General features: G+C 72.0%; 14 protein-coding genes. 2 read left to right on the forward strand and 12 right to left on the reverse strand.

Annotated elements, in window-relative coordinates:
- Positions 1 to 424 precede the first annotated feature (424 nt).
- The 6 genes from hemB to ACG83_RS46815 all read right to left on the reverse strand — a co-directional run bounded on the left by hemB (position 425) and on the right by ACG83_RS46815 (position 7451).
- Positions 425 to 1510, reverse strand: coding sequence for a porphobilinogen synthase (hemB, locus tag ACG83_RS21025; protein ID WP_235498065.1), 1086 nt, complete (start codon positions 1508 to 1510; stop codon positions 425 to 427).
- Positions 1507 to 3324, reverse strand: a complete 1818-nt coding sequence (locus ACG83_RS21030) for a uroporphyrinogen-III synthase (protein WP_054567992.1) — start codon at positions 3322 to 3324, stop codon at positions 1507 to 1509. Before ACG83_RS21030 ends, hemB begins: the two co-directional genes overlap by 4 nt.
- A 2-nt stretch (positions 3325 to 3326) precedes the next feature.
- A complete protein-coding gene (gene hemC, locus ACG83_RS21035; RefSeq protein WP_054567993.1) occupies positions 3327 to 4529 on the reverse strand; it encodes a hydroxymethylbilane synthase in 1203 nt (400 codons plus the stop codon).
- Positions 4526 to 5956: a glutamyl-tRNA reductase gene (locus tag ACG83_RS21040; protein ID WP_054567994.1), complete on the reverse strand. Its 1431-nt coding sequence runs from the start codon at positions 5954 to 5956 to the stop codon at positions 4526 to 4528. The genes hemC and ACG83_RS21040 overlap by 4 nt, the downstream gene beginning before the upstream one ends.
- Positions 5953 to 6912, reverse strand: a complete 960-nt coding sequence (locus ACG83_RS21045) for a redox-sensing transcriptional repressor Rex (protein WP_054567995.1) — start codon at positions 6910 to 6912, stop codon at positions 5953 to 5955. Before ACG83_RS21045 ends, ACG83_RS21040 begins: the two co-directional genes overlap by 4 nt.
- A gap of 218 nt (positions 6913 to 7130) precedes the next feature.
- Complete coding sequence (locus ACG83_RS46815) at positions 7131 to 7451, reverse strand: glutaredoxin family protein (RefSeq protein ID WP_255354769.1); 321 nt, start codon at positions 7449 to 7451, stop codon at positions 7131 to 7133.
- A gap of 412 nt (positions 7452 to 7863) precedes the next feature.
- Between ACG83_RS46815 and ACG83_RS21055 the strand changes: the two genes are divergently transcribed.
- Both ACG83_RS21055 and ACG83_RS21060 read left to right on the forward strand, forming a co-directional pair.
- Positions 7864 to 8706, forward strand: a complete 843-nt coding sequence (locus ACG83_RS21055; RefSeq protein WP_054567996.1) for a sigma-70 family RNA polymerase sigma factor — start codon at positions 7864 to 7866, stop codon at positions 8704 to 8706.
- Between the two features lie 184 nt (positions 8707 to 8890).
- The gene (locus ACG83_RS21060; protein WP_006542042.1) at positions 8891 to 9775 is read left to right on the forward strand and encodes an HAD family phosphatase; all 885 of its coding nucleotides are present in this window, start codon (positions 8891 to 8893) and stop codon (positions 9773 to 9775) included.
- Between the two features lie 54 nt (positions 9776 to 9829).
- Here ACG83_RS21060 and ACG83_RS21065 read toward each other — a convergent pair whose 3' ends face one another.
- The 6 genes from ACG83_RS21065 to ACG83_RS21085 form a co-directional block, all read right to left on the reverse strand.
- The gene (locus ACG83_RS21065) at positions 9830 to 10921 is read right to left on the reverse strand and encodes a lysophospholipid acyltransferase family protein (RefSeq protein WP_054567997.1); all 1092 of its coding nucleotides are present in this window, start codon (positions 10919 to 10921) and stop codon (positions 9830 to 9832) included.
- Between the two features lie 33 nt (positions 10922 to 10954).
- Positions 10955 to 11998: an NAD-dependent epimerase/dehydratase family protein gene (locus ACG83_RS21070; protein ID WP_054567998.1), complete on the reverse strand. Its 1044-nt coding sequence runs from the start codon at positions 11996 to 11998 to the stop codon at positions 10955 to 10957.
- A 286-nt stretch (positions 11999 to 12284) separates the two neighbouring features.
- Positions 12285 to 13121: an S-adenosyl-l-methionine hydroxide adenosyltransferase family protein gene (locus ACG83_RS21075; protein ID WP_235498067.1), complete on the reverse strand. Its 837-nt coding sequence runs from the start codon at positions 13119 to 13121 to the stop codon at positions 12285 to 12287.
- A gap of 341 nt (positions 13122 to 13462) precedes the next feature.
- Positions 13463 to 13561: a 30S ribosomal protein bS22 gene (locus tag ACG83_RS42590; protein WP_003948845.1), complete on the reverse strand. Its 99-nt coding sequence runs from the start codon at positions 13559 to 13561 to the stop codon at positions 13463 to 13465.
- A 123-nt stretch (positions 13562 to 13684) separates the two neighbouring features.
- Positions 13685 to 14521: a pyrroline-5-carboxylate reductase gene (gene proC / locus ACG83_RS21080; RefSeq protein ID WP_083473506.1), complete on the reverse strand. Its 837-nt coding sequence runs from the start codon at positions 14519 to 14521 to the stop codon at positions 13685 to 13687.
- An 87-nt stretch (positions 14522 to 14608) separates the two neighbouring features.
- The gene (locus ACG83_RS21085) at positions 14609 to 16864 is read right to left on the reverse strand and encodes an acyltransferase (RefSeq protein ID WP_054568000.1); all 2256 of its coding nucleotides are present in this window, start codon (positions 16862 to 16864) and stop codon (positions 14609 to 14611) included.
- Positions 16865 to 17258 lie beyond the last annotated feature (394 nt).

The raw sequence follows: 17258 nt of genomic DNA on the forward strand, positions 1-17258 counted from the left end.
CTCCACCGCGCCACCGGCCCCCGCCCAGCCACCAGCTAAGCGGGGCCCGGCCTCGGCCGGCGGCAGGTCACCAGACCCGCACACCCAACGATCACCCGAATCCCCGCCACCAATTTGCTACAGGCTCGCCGACGACCAAAATCCTCAACTCTTGCGGGGTGCCAGATGAATCTCCGCCCCTTTTACGCCTTTTGCGGTGAATTGCTGGTGCTGAGCGGCGCTGCGCGGCGATGCGGGATCCTCGATGAGTGGTCATGCGGTCGGGGTTCGCATTCCGACAGCGCGACTCCGCCACGCTCATGCGCTGGTGGACCGGATCCGCCGCGCCTCAGAATTCCGCCACAGGCTCTGCAGCAACCGAAAATCCGCACTTCCTGCGGATTTTCAAGCGCCTTCGTGCCCGTTCATGCCTCCCGGACGGACATCAGCCCCGGCTTGCGAGCAGGCCCGCGACCTCCGTCGCCCAGTAGGTGAGGATGACGTCCGCGCCGGCCCGGTGGATCGAGGTCAGTGTCTCCAGGATGGTCCGTTCACGGTCGAGCCACCCGTTGGCCGCCGCCGCCTCGACCATCGCGTACTCCCCGGAGACCTGGTAGGCGGCGACCGGGACGTCCACGGCGTCGGCGACGGCCCGCAGGATGTCCAGGTACGCCAGCGCCGGCTTCACCATCACGGCGTCCGCGCCCTCGGCCAGGTCCAGCGCCACCTCGCGCAGCGCCTCTCCGACCGACCGGGCGGGATCCTGCTGGTAGCCGGCGCGGTCGCCGAACTGGGGGGCGCATAGGGCCGCCTCCCGGAAGGGGCCGTAGAAGCCGGAGGCGTACTTCGCCGAGTAGGCCATGATCGGAATGTCGGTGTGCCCACCACCGTCGAGCGCGGCCCGGATCGCCGCGACCTGGCCGTCCATCATGCCGCTGGGGGCGACCATCTCGACGCCGGCCGCGGCCTGGGCGAGCGCGATCTGGCCGTAGCGCTCGAGCGTCGCGTCGTTGTCGACGTCGCCCGCGGCGGTGAGCAGGCCGCAGTGCCCGTGGTCGGTGTACTCGTCCAGGCAGAGATCGGCCATGATCACGATGCCGCCGCCGACCTCGGACACCAGGTCGGCGAGGGCGAGCTGGACGATGCCGGCCGGGTCGTCGGCGGCGGAGCCGCGGGCGTCCTTGTGCTCGGGCACGCCGAACAGAATGATCCCGCCGACGCCGGCCGAGACCGCCTCCGCGGCGGCCTTGCGCAGCGTCGAGCGGGTGTGCTGGACGACCCCGGGCATCGACGAGATCGGAACCGGCTCGGACACACCCTCCCGGACGAACATCGGCAGGATCAGGTCGGCCGGGTGCAGGCGCACATCGGCCACCATCCGGCGCAGGGCCGCTCCGCGGCGCAGCCGCCGCGGGCGCGCCGCCGGAAAGCCGGCGGGAGGACCCGCCGCGGGCAGGCGCCCGGGTATGCCGCCGCTGACGCCGAAGCCGCCGGTGGCGCCGAAGCCGGCCAAGCCGCCGGTGCCGCTCACCGCCGGGAGCCTCGCCTCGGCTTGGGCAGGCGGGCGGCCAGCGGGCCGACCTTGCCGAGCTCCTCCCGGTGCTCGGCGGCGAAGTCCGCCAGCGCGGTCACCAGCGCCGGCACGGACGCCTCCGCGGCCTGGACGTCCACCCGCAGCCCGAGCTCCTGCGCGGTGGCGGCGGTCGCCGGGCCGATGACCGCGATGACCGTCGTCTCGTGCGGCTTGCCGGCGATGCCGACCAGGTTGCGCACCGTGGAGGACGACGTGAACACGACCGCGTCGACCCTGCCCCCCTTGAGGGCCTCCCGGATCGGCGCCGGCGGCGGGGCCGCCCGCACGGTGCGGTAGGCGGTCACCTCGTCGACCTGCCAGCCGCGGTCCTTCACCCCGGCGACCAGGGTGTCGGTGGCGATGTCGGCACGCGGCAGCAGCACCCGGTCGAGCAGGTCCAGCGACTCGTCGAACTCGGGCCAGTCCTCGAGCAGGCCCTCGCTGGACTGCTGGCCGGAGGGGATGAGGTCGGGCCGGATACCGAAGGCACGCAGCGCGTCCGCGGTCGCCTCACCGATCGCGGCCACCTTGACGCCGGCGAACGCCCGCGCGTCGAGGCTGCGCTCCTCGACCTTCTCCTGCACGGCCTTCACCGCGTTGACCGAGGTGAAGGCAACCCACTGGTAACGGCCGGAGACCAGGCCGGTGATCGCCCGTTCCATGGGGGCGGCGGTACGCGGCGGCTCCACGGCGATCGTGGGCACCTCCAGCGGGCTCGCGCCGTGGGCACGCAGCGAGTCGGAGAGGATCGCCGCCTGCTCCTTCGTGCGGGGCACCAGCACCGTCCAGCCGAACAGCGCGCGGGTCTCCCACCAGGACAGCTTCGGACGGGACCCGACCACCTGGCCGATCGAGATGACGACCTCGCTCGGCGGGGTCGCGGTCGCGTTCAGCATCGGGGCGGCGTCCGCCTCGATGCGGTCCAGCGTCGAGGCGACGGTGCGCTGGTCGGTGGTCGTTCCGTCCACGGTGACCGCGACCGGGGTGTCACCTGGGCGCCCGTGCTCGACCAGCGCGGTGGCCACCTTGCCGATCTCGGTGGGTGAGGCGGTGACGATCAGCGTGCCGGGCGCCCCGGCCAGTGCGCCCCAGTCGACGTCTCCCGGCGTGCTGGGCACACCGAGGCCACCGAAACCGGTCGGGGCACCGAGCCCGAGCGGTGCGCCGAAGCCGCCGACTCCCAGCGGGCCGCCGCCGAGGCCCGACATCGGCCGCGCGCCGACACCGAGGCGGGAGGTGCCGAACGGGGGCGGCGTGAGCGGCCCGACCGGCTCGCTGCCCCCGAACGGGGAGCCGCTGTTCACCGAACCCGAGGACGAGAAGACACCCGACGTGCTCGCGAAGGTCACCGGCGAGCCCGGCGCCACACCGGCGTAGGTCGCCACCGCGGCCGACGTGGAGACACCCGGGACGACCCGGTAGGGAATCTTGGCCTTGGCCAGCGACTGCGCGTCCGCGGCGCCGATCCTCGTCAGCCACGGGTCGGACGCGTACAGCCGGACGACCTTCTCCCCGGCCCGCGCCCGGCTCACGACCGCGGCGGTCGCGGCCTCGGCGTCCCGGACCGGCTTGGGAGCGTCGAGGTCGCCGATCTTCAGGACCTCCGCCGACAACGACTCGATCACGGCCGACGGTACGTCCGGGTCCGCGACCACCACGTCGGCGGCGGCGAGAGTCTCCACGGCAAGGACCGTGAGCAGCCCCGGATCATGGGGTCCGGCGCCCACCAGGGCGACCGGGGACACGGGCTTCTTGGTACGTCGGGTGGCCATGCTCAGCTTGTTCCCATCAGCGTTTGTGCTCCGGCGGACAACATCTCGTCCGCGAGGCGCTGCCCGAGCGCCTCCGGGTCGACGGCAGAACCGGTGAGTTCGCACCGCAGGACCCTGCTGCCATCCGGCGCCGCGACCACCGCCCGCAGGCGGAGGTCACCCACGGCGGGCGCACCATCGCCACCTGTGGCCGGGCTCGAGCCGGTACTCGGGAGGACCCGGCCCAGGGCACCCACCGGAGCGGTACAACCGGCTTCGATGCCCGCCAGGAAAGCACGCTCGGCTCTGACCGCGACAGAGGACGGTGCGTCGTCGAGCACAAACCGTAGCAGCTCCGCGAGCCCTCCATCGATTCCCTGGCTCAGATCTGGTCCGCTCCGGACGTAGGATTGTCCGCTTTCCGCCAGCCCGCCACCAGCCGACCCACCACCAGCCAACGCGGCACCCGCCGGCCCGCCACTCGTCGGACTGCCACCGGCCAAAGCACCGTTCGTCAAAGCACTGCCCGCCAACGGAGCCACCGCGGTGCCCGCCGTCCGGAGGCACTCGATTGCCAGCGCGCCCTGGCCGGGAGCGGGCAGGATCACCTCGGAGGGGATGATCTCGGTCACCGCGTCGAGGCGGTCGAGCCGCTCCAGGCCCGCGTGCGCGAGGATGACGGCGTCCACCTCCCCGTCGATGGCCTTCTTGATCCGGGTGTCGACGTTCCCCCGGATCGGGACGACGTCGAAACCGAGCCCCATGGCGCGCAGCTGCGCCGCCCGGCGCGGCGCCCCGGTGCCGATACGCGCGTTCGGGCCCAGCCTGACCAGCCCGCGGCCGCTGGGTGAGACGAGGACGTCCCGGGTGTCGACCCGGGGTGGGACGGCGGCCAGCACGAGCCCGTCCGGGGTGGCGGTCGGGAGGTCCTTGAGCGAGTGGACGGCGAGATCGATCTCGCCGGACAACAGCGCCTCACGAAGCGCGCTCACAAAGACGCCCGTGCCACCGATCTGGCTGATCGCCCCCTGCGACCTGTCACCGTCAGTAACGATCGGGACCAGTTCCACCTGGCAGCCGAGCCGGGCCCGCAGCGCCTCGGCCACGTGCCCCGACTGGGCCAGGGCCAGCGCGGAGCGCCTGGTGCCCAGGCGCAGCGGGCGACGTGTGAGCCAGGCGAACGACCGGGCGTGCGATCGGGCGTCGGGCTCTCGGGTGTCTGTCACGTTCTCTCCACCAGATCCAGGTCAGGTGCGGAGACAATGGCCGGCACGTCCCGTGGAAGGTCGAACAGCTCGCGCAGCGCCTCGGCGTAGCTGTCACCGCCCGGCGCCTCCGCGAGCTGCTGCACCCGCACAGTGGGCGCGTGCAGCAGCTTGTCGACGACTCTGCGCACCGTGCCGGAGACCATGTCCCACTCACGGTTGTCAAGATCGGGCAGGCGGGTGCGCAGCCGGTCGAGCTCGTCGCGCACCACAGCCGCCGCGTGTGCCCGCAGCGCCACCACGGTCGGGGCGACGCGCTCCGCCCGCCGCCGGTCGAGGAACCCGCCCACCTCGGCGGCGACCAGGGAGCGGACGGCCTCCACGTCATGGGAGACCTGCGCCCCGTCCAGGGCGACCCGCAGCGCCTCGATGTCGATCAGGGTGACCCCGGGAAGTTCCCGAACCGCGGGGTCGATGTCACGGGGAAGCGCGAGGTCGAGGAAGACCAGCGGGCGGCCGCCGCGGCCCTCGACAGCCGCGCGGACCTGGTCGTGGCTCACCACGTGCCCGGACGCCCCGGTCGACGAGATGACCAGGTCCGCCCGACCGATCTCGTGGGCGATGTCGCTCAGCCCGACCGCGCGGGCGTCATGGGTCTGGGCCACCCGCGCCGCGTGCGCCGCCGTCCGGTTCGCGACGACGACCTCGCCGGCGCCGGCACGGCGCACGGTCTGGGTGGCCAGCGAGCCGACCGCGCCCGCGCCGATGATCAGAACCCGGGCGCCGGCGAGCGGTTCCGCGTCGGCGGGCTCGGCCGGGGCGGTGAGCTCGGGCCGCAGCAGGTCCTCGACGGCGTCGGCGGGGTCGGTGCCCATGCCCGAGACGGGCACGGCGAGCACGTCGGGCCGACGGGCCTGCAGGTCGAAGGCCGCCATCCGGACACCCACCGAGACGATCGAGGCTCCCGCCGCGTCGATGGATGTCTCGCTGTGGGCCCGCTTACCCACCCGCAGCGCGTTCTGGAACAGCGCGCCGAGCGCCCCGCTCGTCACCTCGGCCGCCTGGGCCGCCCGGAAGGCCACCCGGACCTGGCCGAGGATCTGGGCCTCGCCGACGAGCATCGAGTCCAGGCCGCATACCACCGAGAAGAGGTGGCTGACCGCACGCGCCTCGTGATGGACGTACAGATGCGCCGCGAGATCGTTCATGGGCACGCCGCACACCCGGCTGAGCTGGTCCGAGATGTCGGCCAGCCCACCGTGGAAGGTCTCCACCTCCGCGTAGATCTCGGTGCGGTTGCAGGTGGAGAGGATCACCGCCTCGCTCACGTGATCGGCGGCCACCAGGTCGTGGAGCACCTTCGGCGTCTCGTCGGCGGAGACGGCGGCCAGCTCCAGCAGCGACGTCGGCGCGGTCCGGTGGTTGAGGCCCACCGCGAGCAGGCTCATTCGGCCTCACTCCCGCCGGCGACCACGGGCAGGGACACCCGCGACGGCCGCACAGCCGGCGTCGGCCGCGCGGCGGGGGTCGACTGCGCAGCCTGGGTCGACTGCGTAACCGGCGGCGACGGCTGCGTTACCTCCAACGGCTGCGCAGCCTGCTCCGGCGCCACCCGCGACGACGGTGACAGCACCCGACGAGTCATCCGCACGACCTCACCAGCCTCGTCATCCACGATTCCGCCCGGCCCCGGCTCACCACCGACGGCCCGCACCCCCGGCCGGGGGGGCAGGCCTGGCGACGGACGTTTGCGCGCTTCGTGAAAGGAGAGAATCTGCAGCTCCAGGGCAAGGTCGACCTTACGCACATCCACTCCCTCGGGCACCGAAAGCACCGTAGGGGCGAAATTCAGGATGCTGGTCACGCCCGCTGCGACGAGTCGATCGCAGACACCCTGGGCCGCCGCCACCGGCGTACAGATCACGCCGATGGTCACCTGGCAGTCCTCGATGACCGCTTCCAGCTCGTCGGCCGGACGGACGACGACCGCACCGACCCGCTCGCCCACCCGGGACGGATCGGCATCCACCAGGGCCGCGATCCGGAACCCGCGGGCATGGAAGCCGCCGTACCCGGCCAGTGCATGCCCGAGGTTACCCACGCCCACGAGCACCACCGAGCGGTCTTCGGTCAGGCCGAGCTCGGCCGAAATGCACTCCAGCAGGATGCCGACCTCGTAGCCGACCCCGCGGGTGCCGAAGGATCCGAGCTGGGAGAGGTCCTTGCGGACCTTGGCCGAGGTGACCCCGGCAGCGGCGGCGAGTGTGTCCGACGACACCGTCTGCACGCCACGCTCGCCGAGCCCGGTCAGCACACGCAGGTAGAGCGGCAGCCGGGCCACCGTCGCCTCGGGCATCGGCGATCTGCCCGACAGCCGCCCGGTACCCCGCCGTGGTGAACCCATCCGCGGCTCCCGACATCCCTCGACAGTGCGGACGGATCGCCGTGCCGCTGGGCACCGACCAGATCCGCGTGCCGACGCATTCCGCGTGCCGACACCCGAGCCTGCCGGCACCCGACCAGGCGTGCACGCCCGATTGGACGTCCACGCTCGACCCGGCGGCTACCACGGCCGACGACCGCGTCTGCGGACGCATCGATTCTACGACTTCGTGAAGTGATTCACGATGTTCTCGGAGCCTTCGGTCCGCCATCGCGATTGGACCCGCCCCGCTGCCGGGAGCCATCGGACCGCCCCGCCCGCCCGGTCCGCCACGACCAGCGGTCACCCGCCAGGGCACGACGCAACCGCTCCTCCTCGACCCGCCAGTACCCGTGTTCCCGGCCGTCCACGAGGATCACCGGCAGCCGGTCTCCGTAGGCGTCGGCGGTCTCGGGGTCGGCATCGGCGTCCATCTCCCGCCAGCCGACACCGAGCTCGGCGCTCACCTTCGCAATCACCACTCGTGCGTCATCACACAGATGACAGCCCGCCCGGGTCACCAGGACGATCCGAACGCCGGACTCCCCCGCTCCGCCTCCCTCACCGGGAGCGGAGCCGACCGCGGAACCGTCCTGGGGAGTCTGCGGGCTTCGACTGTGGTTCCGTTCGGACATCTGTGCACGGACGTCGATCACCTCAGCGACGATAGTGCTTCGACGCCGTCCGGTTACCTACCATCGGGTGACGATCCACTGCCCGTCGGCAGTCAGGCGCGCCGACGGTGCCAGGTCTGGCGTGGATGGAGACCCGGCTACACTCAGCTACCCGGCGGCTATGGTGGTGACGGTCACCAGGCCGTTTCCGGCATCAGCTCGGCCCGCGAACCGTCTCCGCCCGCGAACCGTCTCCGCCCGCGAACCGTCTCCGCCCGCGAACCGTCTCCACCCGCGACGTCCACGCTCGGGAGCCCGCATGTGCGCCACGACGTGCCTCACTCCCAGCGGGCTACTCGCCGGCAGCCCACTGGCTGTTGGGCCACTGGCTGTTGGGCCACTGGCCGTCGGGCCGCGCGCCGGCACCCCACGCGCCGACAGCTCATCGGCCCGTCATCTGCTCGGCCTGCTGCCGCTGCTCGGCGCGGCCGTGGCCATGGCCCGGGCGACCGCCGGGAACACCGCCAGCGTCGAGCCATCCGACCTGCTCGCCCAGGCCTCCGACGCCCGCGGTGAGGAGCTGGCCGGCCCGCGGGGGGAGGACGACCTCGTCCGGCGGGCCCGCCGCGGGGAGCGGGAGGCGTTCGGGCTCATCTACGACCAGCACGCCGACCTCGTCTTCCGCTATGCCTACTACCGCGTCGGCGGCAACCGCGCGGTCGCCGAGGACGTGGTGTCCGAGACGTTTCTGCGGGCCCTGACCCGGATCTCGAGCTTCGAGTGGCAGGGGCGCGAGATCGGCGCCTGGCTGATCACCATCGCCCGCAACCACATCGTCGACCTGGCTCGCTCAGGCCGCGCCCGGCTGGAGTTCCCGACCGCCGACCTGCTGGCCACCGCCGACGAGCGGGTGGGCTCGGGCACGGTGGTCCCCGGGCCGGAGGACACCGTGCTGTCCGCCATCGAGCTGCGGGAGCTGCTCCAGGCGCTGAGCTCGCTGGGCGCCGAGCAGCGGGAGTGCGTCACGCTCCGGTTCCTGCAGGGGCTCTCCGTGCGCGAGACCGCACTGGCGATGAACAAGAAGGAGGGCGCGGTGCGAGCGCTGCAGCTGCGGGCCGTGCGTACCCTCGCCCGGCAGCTGCCCGCGCCCCGCGGGGACTGACCCGCACGGTCAGCCGTTCCGTCCGTGGGCCGTCGCACGTCGTAGGCTGACTGCGCCGCTCGACGAGCCGGGACGGCCGGAGGCAGTGCCAGCCGGAGGCACTGCCGGGGGCATCCGCGGGCGAGGCGCGGCGGGCCGGGCCGGAGGCCACCGGCGACGGTGATCGGACGGGGGCGGAGATGACATGAGGGTGCGACGACGCAAGGACCACCTGGATGGCCGGGAGGCGGCCGAGGTCGCGGCCACCGCCGCGTTGAAGGTCGCCGCCGAGGAAGTGGCGAAGGCTCCGCCGGACGAGTCCGCCGCGGCGTTCTTCGACGTGGACAACACCATGATGGCCGGCGCCTCGATCTTCTACTTCGCGCGCGGGCTCGCGGCCCGCGACTTCTTCGACTCGCGGGACCTGCTGAAGTTCGGCTGGCAGCACATCAGCTACCGGCTGCGCGGGCTGGAGGACCCGAACGGGATGCGGGACGCCCGCGAGGCCGCCCTGGCCTTCGTCGCCGGGCGCAACGTCACCGACATCGTCCGCTACGGCGAGGAGATCTACGACGAGCGGATGGCGCAGCAGATCTACTCGGGGACGCACGCGCTCGCCCAGCAGCACCTCGACGCCGGGCAGCGGGTCTGGCTCGTGACCGCGACGCCGGTCGAACTGGCCTCGATCATCGCCCGGCGCCTCAGCCTGACCGGCGCGCTCGGCACCGTCAGCGAGGTGGCGGACGGCTGCTACACCGGGCACCTGGTCGGCGAGCCGCTGCACGGGCCGGCCAAGGGGGCGGCGGTGCGGGCACTGGCCGAACGCGAGGGCCTGGACCTGTCGCGGTGCTGGGCCTACTCGGACTCGATCAACGACCTTCCGATGCTCTCGCTGGTCGGCCATCCGGTGGCGATCAACCCGGACCCGGACCTGCGCGCCGTCGCCAAGGAACGGGACTGGCTGATCAAGGATTTCCGCACCGCGCGCAAGGCCGCCCGGATCGGCATCCCGACCGCGGCCGGGCTGGGTGCTCTCGGTGGCGGTGTCGCGGCCGGAATGGCTCTGCGCCGCCGATACGGCGGGACCTGAGCGGGACTCGCGGACCGCGGCTGGCCCGAATTCCGGGATTCGGGTCAGAAGAACTCAGAAGAACACCGACCGACGCTGCATCAGCAGGCCGTACAACGTGTGCTGAATCGTCTCGCGAATGCGGTCGTTGAGCTCGAAGACGAGCATCGGGTCCTCGGCCGCCGCGGCGGTGTACTGGCTCGTGTCCACCGGCTCACCGAACTCGATGATCCATTTGCTCGGCAGCGGGAGAAGGCCGAAAAGACCCAGCCAGGGAAACGTCGGTGTGATCGGCACGTAGGGCAGCCCCAGCACCCTGGCGAGGGTCCGGGCGTTGCCGACCATCGGATAGATCTCCTCCGCGCCCACCACGGTGCAGGGAATGATCGGCGCACCGGCACGCAGCGCCGCCGAGACGAAACCACCGCGGCCGAAGCGCTGGAGCTTGTAACGCTCGCTGAACGGCTTGCCGATGCCTTTGAAGCCCTCAGGCCACACCCCGACGAGATGACCCGCTCCCAGCAGGCGTTCGGCGTCCGCGTGGCAGGCCAGCGTGTTGCCGGTCTTTCGGGCCAGCGGAGCCAGGAACGGAACGGCGAAGACCAGGTCGGCGGCCAGCATCCGCAGGTGGCGGTGGGCCGGGTGATGGTCGAGAACCGCCAGGGCGGTCATCAGCGCGTCCAGCGGAAGTGTCCCGGAGTGGTTCGACACGACGAGCGCGCCGCCCCGGTCCGGAATGTTCTCCAGGCCGCGGGTCTCGACCCGGAAATAGCTGCGGTAGATCGGGCGCAGCAGCGGCGCCACGACATGCTCGGTGAGATCGACGTCGAATCCGTGCTCGTCGACCGTGTAGTCCCCGGTGATCCGGCGGCGCAGGAACGCGAGCAGTTCGGCCAGGACCCGCTCCAGCTCACCGGCATCGGCCGGCGGGTCGCCGGGACCCGTCCCACCACCGGCGTCAGCGTCGGCCCCGGTGCCGCTCTCCGCCTCCGTCTCCGTCTCCGTCTCCGTCGCAGCATCGGCACCGGCCTCGGCCGAGCTCGTCCCGGCGTTGCCCTTGTCGGGCTCCTCGTCGGTACCGACCACGCGTAGGCCGACCGCGCCGCTCCTGCCGTTCGAGTCGGACCGCCCGTTCGAGTCGGTCCTTCCGTGCGGTGTCAACGGCATCTCAGCCCCTCTCCACCGGTCGCGGGCGTGCGGTCATCGGGGCGTTCCCGCGGGCCGGTGGCCGGCCAGCAGGCCGCGAAGGCCCTGTTCGACCCGCTCGACGAGCTCGTGGTCGATGGTGAACCGCAGCTCCCGGTCATGCACGAAGCTGTCGAACGTCGCGACGGTCGAGTACCGCGGAACGTACCCGAACACTTCCTTGAGCTTCGTGGTGTCCACCGCGCGCCCGTGCGCGAGAAAGCCGAGCTGCTCGGAGGAGAAGTCGACGAGCCGCAGGCGGCGCGCGATGTTACCCAACGACCCGATCGCCGGAAAGGGAATCGGCAGCGGCGGCCGCCCGGCCCGCCTGATCGCCTGCGACAACAGGAGCACGCCATCACCGGCGACATTGAAAGTCCCGGCGTGGTCCTCCCGGGTGGCCTTCATCAGGACGGCCATCGCGTCCTCGGCGTGCAGCAGCTGGATGCGGGGATCGAAGCCGAGAACGGTCGGAACAACCGGCAGGTCGAGATAACGGGCGAGCGGGGAGTCGACTCCCGGGCCGAGAACGTTCGCGAGCCGGAGCACCGTCACGGCGATATCGGGGCGCCGGCGACCGAAGCCGCGAACATAGCCCTCGACCTCGACCGCGTCCTTGGCGTACCCGCCACCGGGAAAGCCGCGCGGCTCCATCTCCTCGGTGAACAGCGCCGGATCCCGCGGGGACGAGCCGTAGATCGACGTCGTGGACTTGACCACCAGCTTCCGCACCCCGGGCGCCTTCTGGCAGGCCGCGAGAAGCTGCATCGTCCCGATGACGTTGATCTCCTTCATCGCCGTGCGCCCGCCGGCGCCCAGCGGCGTGGCGAGCACGCTCAGATGCAATACGGTGTCGATCGCGGCGGTGGAGATCACCTTCGCGATCAGGGGATTGCGGATGTCCACCCGGACGAACTGGGTTCGCCCCAGATCCTCCGCCGGCGCGATCGTGTCGACACCGACCACGTCGACGATTTCGGGATCAGCGGCCAGTGCCAGTGCCATCTCGGCGCCCAGCGGGCGTGACACCCCCGTCACAAGCACGCGACGTGGCCTCATGGACGCCTCCCGCGCAAAGCTCTCCAAGTCGACCGGCGGCCGGACTTGCGGGGCCATCGTACGCCGGATGCGACCCCGCCAGCTGCGCAGCGTCACAAAAAACTTCCAGATCGACACCTAGAGTAGCCAGATGTCGATCCCGTCCCCGCGGCGGCGCCGCCCGACCACTGACGTCAGAGCTCGGAACGGCGTCGGGAACCGGAACGGCGTCGGGATGAGGTGCCGCCGGTGAGGCCGGGGGCGGTGAGGCCGGGTCGGCAGAGCCGGAGTCGACGGAGTCGGCGGATCATCGCCGGCCGCGGGCCGCGACCATGGCGGGACGCGGACCGTTGCGGGGCACCTGGGCGACCACGACCGCGTCACCGCGCCGCAGCCGCAGCACCTCCGCGGCCCGACCGCAGTTCACCGCGATCATGACCTGGCGCAGCGCGTCCTCACAGAGCGCCAGTTCGCCGGGTGCGACCTCGCCGTAGGTGTGGGTGAACGGCATCGTGAGCTTCCGGGCATCCGCCCGGACCTCCACCGGATCACCGAGCAGCACCCCGGCGGCCTCCAGCTCGGACCGGGTCATGTTGAGCGAGAGGTTCCCGAAGTGGTCCACCGAGACCACCTCGCCGTGCACGTGGTCGTCGTCGACATGGCATCCGCGCGGCTCGACGACCACCAGTTCGGCGGGGTCGAGCCGGGGGCCGACATCGGCCGGGGAGAGCCCGACCGCCAGTCGGGCCGCGACCGGCGCGTACACGTCCCGACCGCGGAACACCGCCGTCGGCAGAGGCAGCCACAGGTCCGGGTTGGAGATCTCGTAGGCCTCCTCGACCCCGCCGAGCAGCTCCCAGCCCAGCGAGGCGACCCCGTTGTCGGGCACGACGAACAGCGAGCCCTCGGCGGTGCGCACGACGATGCCACGCGTGTATCCGCTGGCGTCGAGCTGCTCGACGACGACGAGATGGATTCCGGACGGGAGGTAGCCGACCGCACCCACCAGAGTCACCGCCGCCTGGCCGACGTCCTGCGGCTCGATGGAGTGGCACAGGTCCAGCACCCGCGCCTCGGGCGCGTGCCTGGCGATGATCCCATGGCAGACACCGACGCAGGCGCCGTCCACTCCGTAGTCCGACATGAACGTGATCCACCCGCTGGCCATAGGACCCCCTGCGCCCGGCCGGCGCCGTTGCCGGCCACGCGACCAGGGTGCCATACGGTCACCACATCGGCACGAACGAGCACACGGAGTGAAACAGCCTCGTTACACGGCTACAGGCCGCCCGCGAGTCGCTCCGCGAAACCAGGCCACGACACCAGGCGGAGGGCGACGACCAGTCTGCGACGGCAGGGGGGCGACAGCAGCCCGCGCCCGGAGGCGCACCGCAAGGGACCACCGGGACCGCCGAGACCGGCACCGCCCGGCGGCCACGGGCCGCCCGCGGGTCGGTCGCCGGCCTGGGTCGCCCCCCGCGAGTGCTACTTCTTGTTGCGGCGCTGGACCCGTGTCCGCTTGAGCAGCTTGCGGTGCTTCTTCTTGGCCATACGCTTGCGACGCTTCTTGATTACGGAACCCACGTACCCGACCGATCTGTTGAAGATGTTTTTCCGAGCGAGCCTACCCGTCGAAACCGTGTGGCCCGGCAACCGGTGCACGGTACCAGTGCCGGCGATGCCGGCCTGGCAACCACCGATTCGCCGTCAGGACGCACCGAGCTCCCGGGAGCGGGCGCACGCGGCCTCCACCGCGTCCAGCACGGCGGCACGCACCGCGGCGCGGTCGAACTCCCGCAGGGCCGCGATGGTGGTCCCGCCCGGGGAGGTGACCGCCTCACGCAGCAGCGACGGATGCTCCGCACCGGACGCACCGGAGCCGTCCCCCGCAGCTCCGCGGGCCATCAGCGCGGACCCGGCGGCGGTCTGCACCACCAGCTCGGCCGCCAGTGCCCGTGGGAGGCCCAGCAGCACCCCACCCTCGATCATCGCCTCGATCAGGTAGAAGAAGTAGGCCGGACCGCTGCCGGACAGCGCTGTCACCGCGTCGAGCTGGCTCTCGCTCACCCTGACCACCCGGCCGACCGGGCGGAGCATCTCCTCGACGGTCGCCAGGTGCTCGTCGCCCGCGCCCGGCCCGGCGCACAGGGCCGACATCGCCGCGCTCACGAGCAGCGGGGTGTTCGTCATGACCCGCACGACGGGCGTGCCCGCCGGCAGACGCTGCGCGACGAAGGACGACGACACCCCGGCCGCCACGGAGACCACCAGCGTGCCGGGCTTGATGTGCGCGCCTATCTGGTCCAGGACGCTTCCCATGTCCTGCGGCTTGACGGCCAGCACGACGGTGCCGGCCGCCGCGACGGCCGCCGGCGGGTCCAGCACCTCGACGCCGTACTCCGCGGCGACCTGCGCGGCCCGGCCCGGATCGCGCTCCGCGGCGAGCACCTCGGACGGCGCGCGGCCGGCCCCCAGCAGCCCGGACATCAGCGCACCGCCAAGGCGCCCGACCCCGACGATCGCCAGAACGCTACTGCCCTGCACCACCACTCACTCCCCTTCACCACCGATCCGCCACTGCCCGTGGCGGCCACCGCTGCTGAAGGCTATGACCTCGGCGGACGGACGCGGCTACCAGTCGCCTCCGGCTCCGGGAATCGGACCGAACAGCGGATCAGGCTGGGCCGACTCCCGCTCGGAGCGCCCGGCGCGCGCGTCCCGACCGTCCCGCGTGCCGGCCGGCTGACGGCCCGCCGGGTACTCGTGGTCCGGGCCCTGCGCCGGTCCAGGGTGGCGATCCCGGCCCGGTCCGGGCCCGGGACGTCCCGCAGGGGGCCGCCCACCCGTGTCGTGCCCGCTGACCGGCCCGTGCGCGTGGCCGGGGCCCTGACCGCTGACCGGCCCGTGCGCGAACGCCCGCCCGTGGTGCCCCGAGTCGTGGCCGGGCCGTGGCGTCGGTGTGGGCCGGCGGCCCGGGTCGGCCCGCGGATCGGTGAGCGCCGGCAGCTGCAGGTTCATCGTCTCCCCGACGACGGACGCCGCCGCCCGCGGGTCCCCCGCCGGGACGCGGTCGTCCGGACCGTGCCGTCCGGTGGACGGATAGCGGGCCCAGTCCGGAACGGGCGTCGGTTCCATCCCGGCGGTGCGGACGGCACCGACCGCCGGACCGTGCTCGTACACCGCGGGCCCGTCCGGCCGGTCGTAGGTGACGTCACCCGGTTGCGGTCGACCGAACCCGGAAGCCACCGGCAGGCCCGTGGCACCTCGCCACCCGCCCTGGGCCGGCAACGGGTCCCGGTCACGCTGTGGGTACCCCTCGTCCACCCAGTCGACGTCGCCGTCCGAGCGGGACATCGCCGCGACCGGCTCCCGGTCCCAGTCCCGGTTCCGCTCCCGGTCCCGCGGGTCCGGCAGTTCCAGGGACTCGGGAACTTCCGCCAGCTCAGGCAGGTCCGGCAGATCGCGGCCAGGCGCGCCGGGCGCGGGTCCGGAGCGGTCCGCCCCGGAGTCCGGGCGGGGCGCGTCGGCCGGCGACGGGCCCGCCGCGTCATCCCGGGGCCTCGCCGGCCCGCGCGGGGTGTCGGACCACTTCGGCCGGCGCGCCTGGATGGGCTTCTCGATGAATCGGTTCGCGAGATAGGCGGCGATCGTCGTGCCCACCGCCGCGACGAACACCCCGGGCCACAGTCCGATCCGCGGGACGACCTGGCCCGCGGAGGCGGAGATGAACGGGTAGTGCCACAGGTAGATGCTGTAGGTGATCTTTCCGAGCCAGGCCATCTTCGGCGCGCCGAGCAGTTTGACCCAGCGGGCCTCCCGGTTGACGTCACACCCGAGGATCAGGATCGCCCCGAGCGCCGCGGTCGGCACATAGGCGGCGTAGTCGATCCAGTTGGGGAGGTACTGCTCCTTGCTCGGGCCGGCGAAGCACAGGACCAGCATCGCGATCCCGGCCGGCAGGCCCAGGACGGCCAGCCGGCGACCGGTCGTCCAGCGCTGCACCGCGGCCATGGTCACCGCGGACGCGGCCCCGCGTGCCGGGCGTTCCCGCCCCTTCCCCTCGCCTCCGGTGGAGTCACCGGCCGGTCCCGTCCCAGCCGGCCCGGCCAGGGCCCGCAGGCGGTTGTCCCGCCAGATCGCGACCATGCAGCCGATGAGCAGCGGCGCGATGTGCGTGTCCAGGCCGAAGTAGACACGGGTGCGGACGGCCCCGCTGGCGGCGCAGACATACGTCCAGCCGATGACGAGCCCGACCGAGGCGACCAGGAACATCAGCAGGTACGGCCGCAGTCGGCGCGAGCGCATGAAGAGCAGGAACGCCCCCGGCCAGATCAGGTAGAACTGCTCCTCCATCGACAGCGACCAGACGTGCGGCAGCCAGCGGCCGCCGGCCTCCGGGTTAACGATCCGGTACCAGTTGTTGACGTTGAAAAACGTGCTGATCGCGGTTTTGAAGAAGTCGTCGCGGTACGGGATGTCGTCCCATTTGAAGGCGACCGTGACGGCCAGGCCCACCAGGAGGTAGAACCACATCCCCGGCATGAGGCGGAAAGATCGGCGCACCAGGAACTTGCCGATGGCGATCGTGCCCGTTCGGGCCTGCTCGGCGAGCAGCAGGGTCGTGATCAGAAAGCCGCTCAGCACGCAGAACATGTCCACGGCGACGTTGCTGGCGCGGATCGCGCCCATGTGCCCCGCGAGAATGATGTAGATGCAGACCACGCGGAGGCCGTCGAGCGCCGGATTGTAGGCGAACTTGGCCGCGGCCAGCGCCTCCGCCTCGGTCGGCCCACGCCGCGACGACTCTCCGGCCGCAGAACGTCGCGTGACCGCGGAACGCTCGGGCTGCGGCGGTCCGTCGGTCCTCGGCCGAGAACCAGCTCTCACGATCGCGCGTCTCCTCGTCCAGCCAGGGACACCGCGGCGAACCCGGCATGGGCGCCTGGCGATCCCTGGTCCGTCGTCTGTCCACGGCCGGCATCGGCGCCTGGCCCCGCGGACAGGGCACGGCCGAGCTCGGCTGTCGTATGACTACGTCAGCGAACCGACCAGAACCCCACGAACCTGCTAGACGATAGCGGACAGGTTTTATCAGACTTTCATTGCGTACCGGACAGCGGCACCTATGGCTTTCTGATGAACTCGATCAGGACCCCGCGTCACCTATGGGCCATTACCAGGCCAGAAGCACCGCGAAGTGGCGTAGATCGCGCGGATCGTGCCATTCTCACGCAACGTCATGGTTACGCGCGTGCGCAACCGGTGTCACGGTGAGCGATGC

Source organism: Frankia sp. R43 (genome assembly GCF_001306465.1).
Taxonomy (GTDB): Bacteria; Actinomycetota; Actinomycetes; order Frankiales; family Frankiaceae; genus Parafrankia; species Parafrankia irregularis.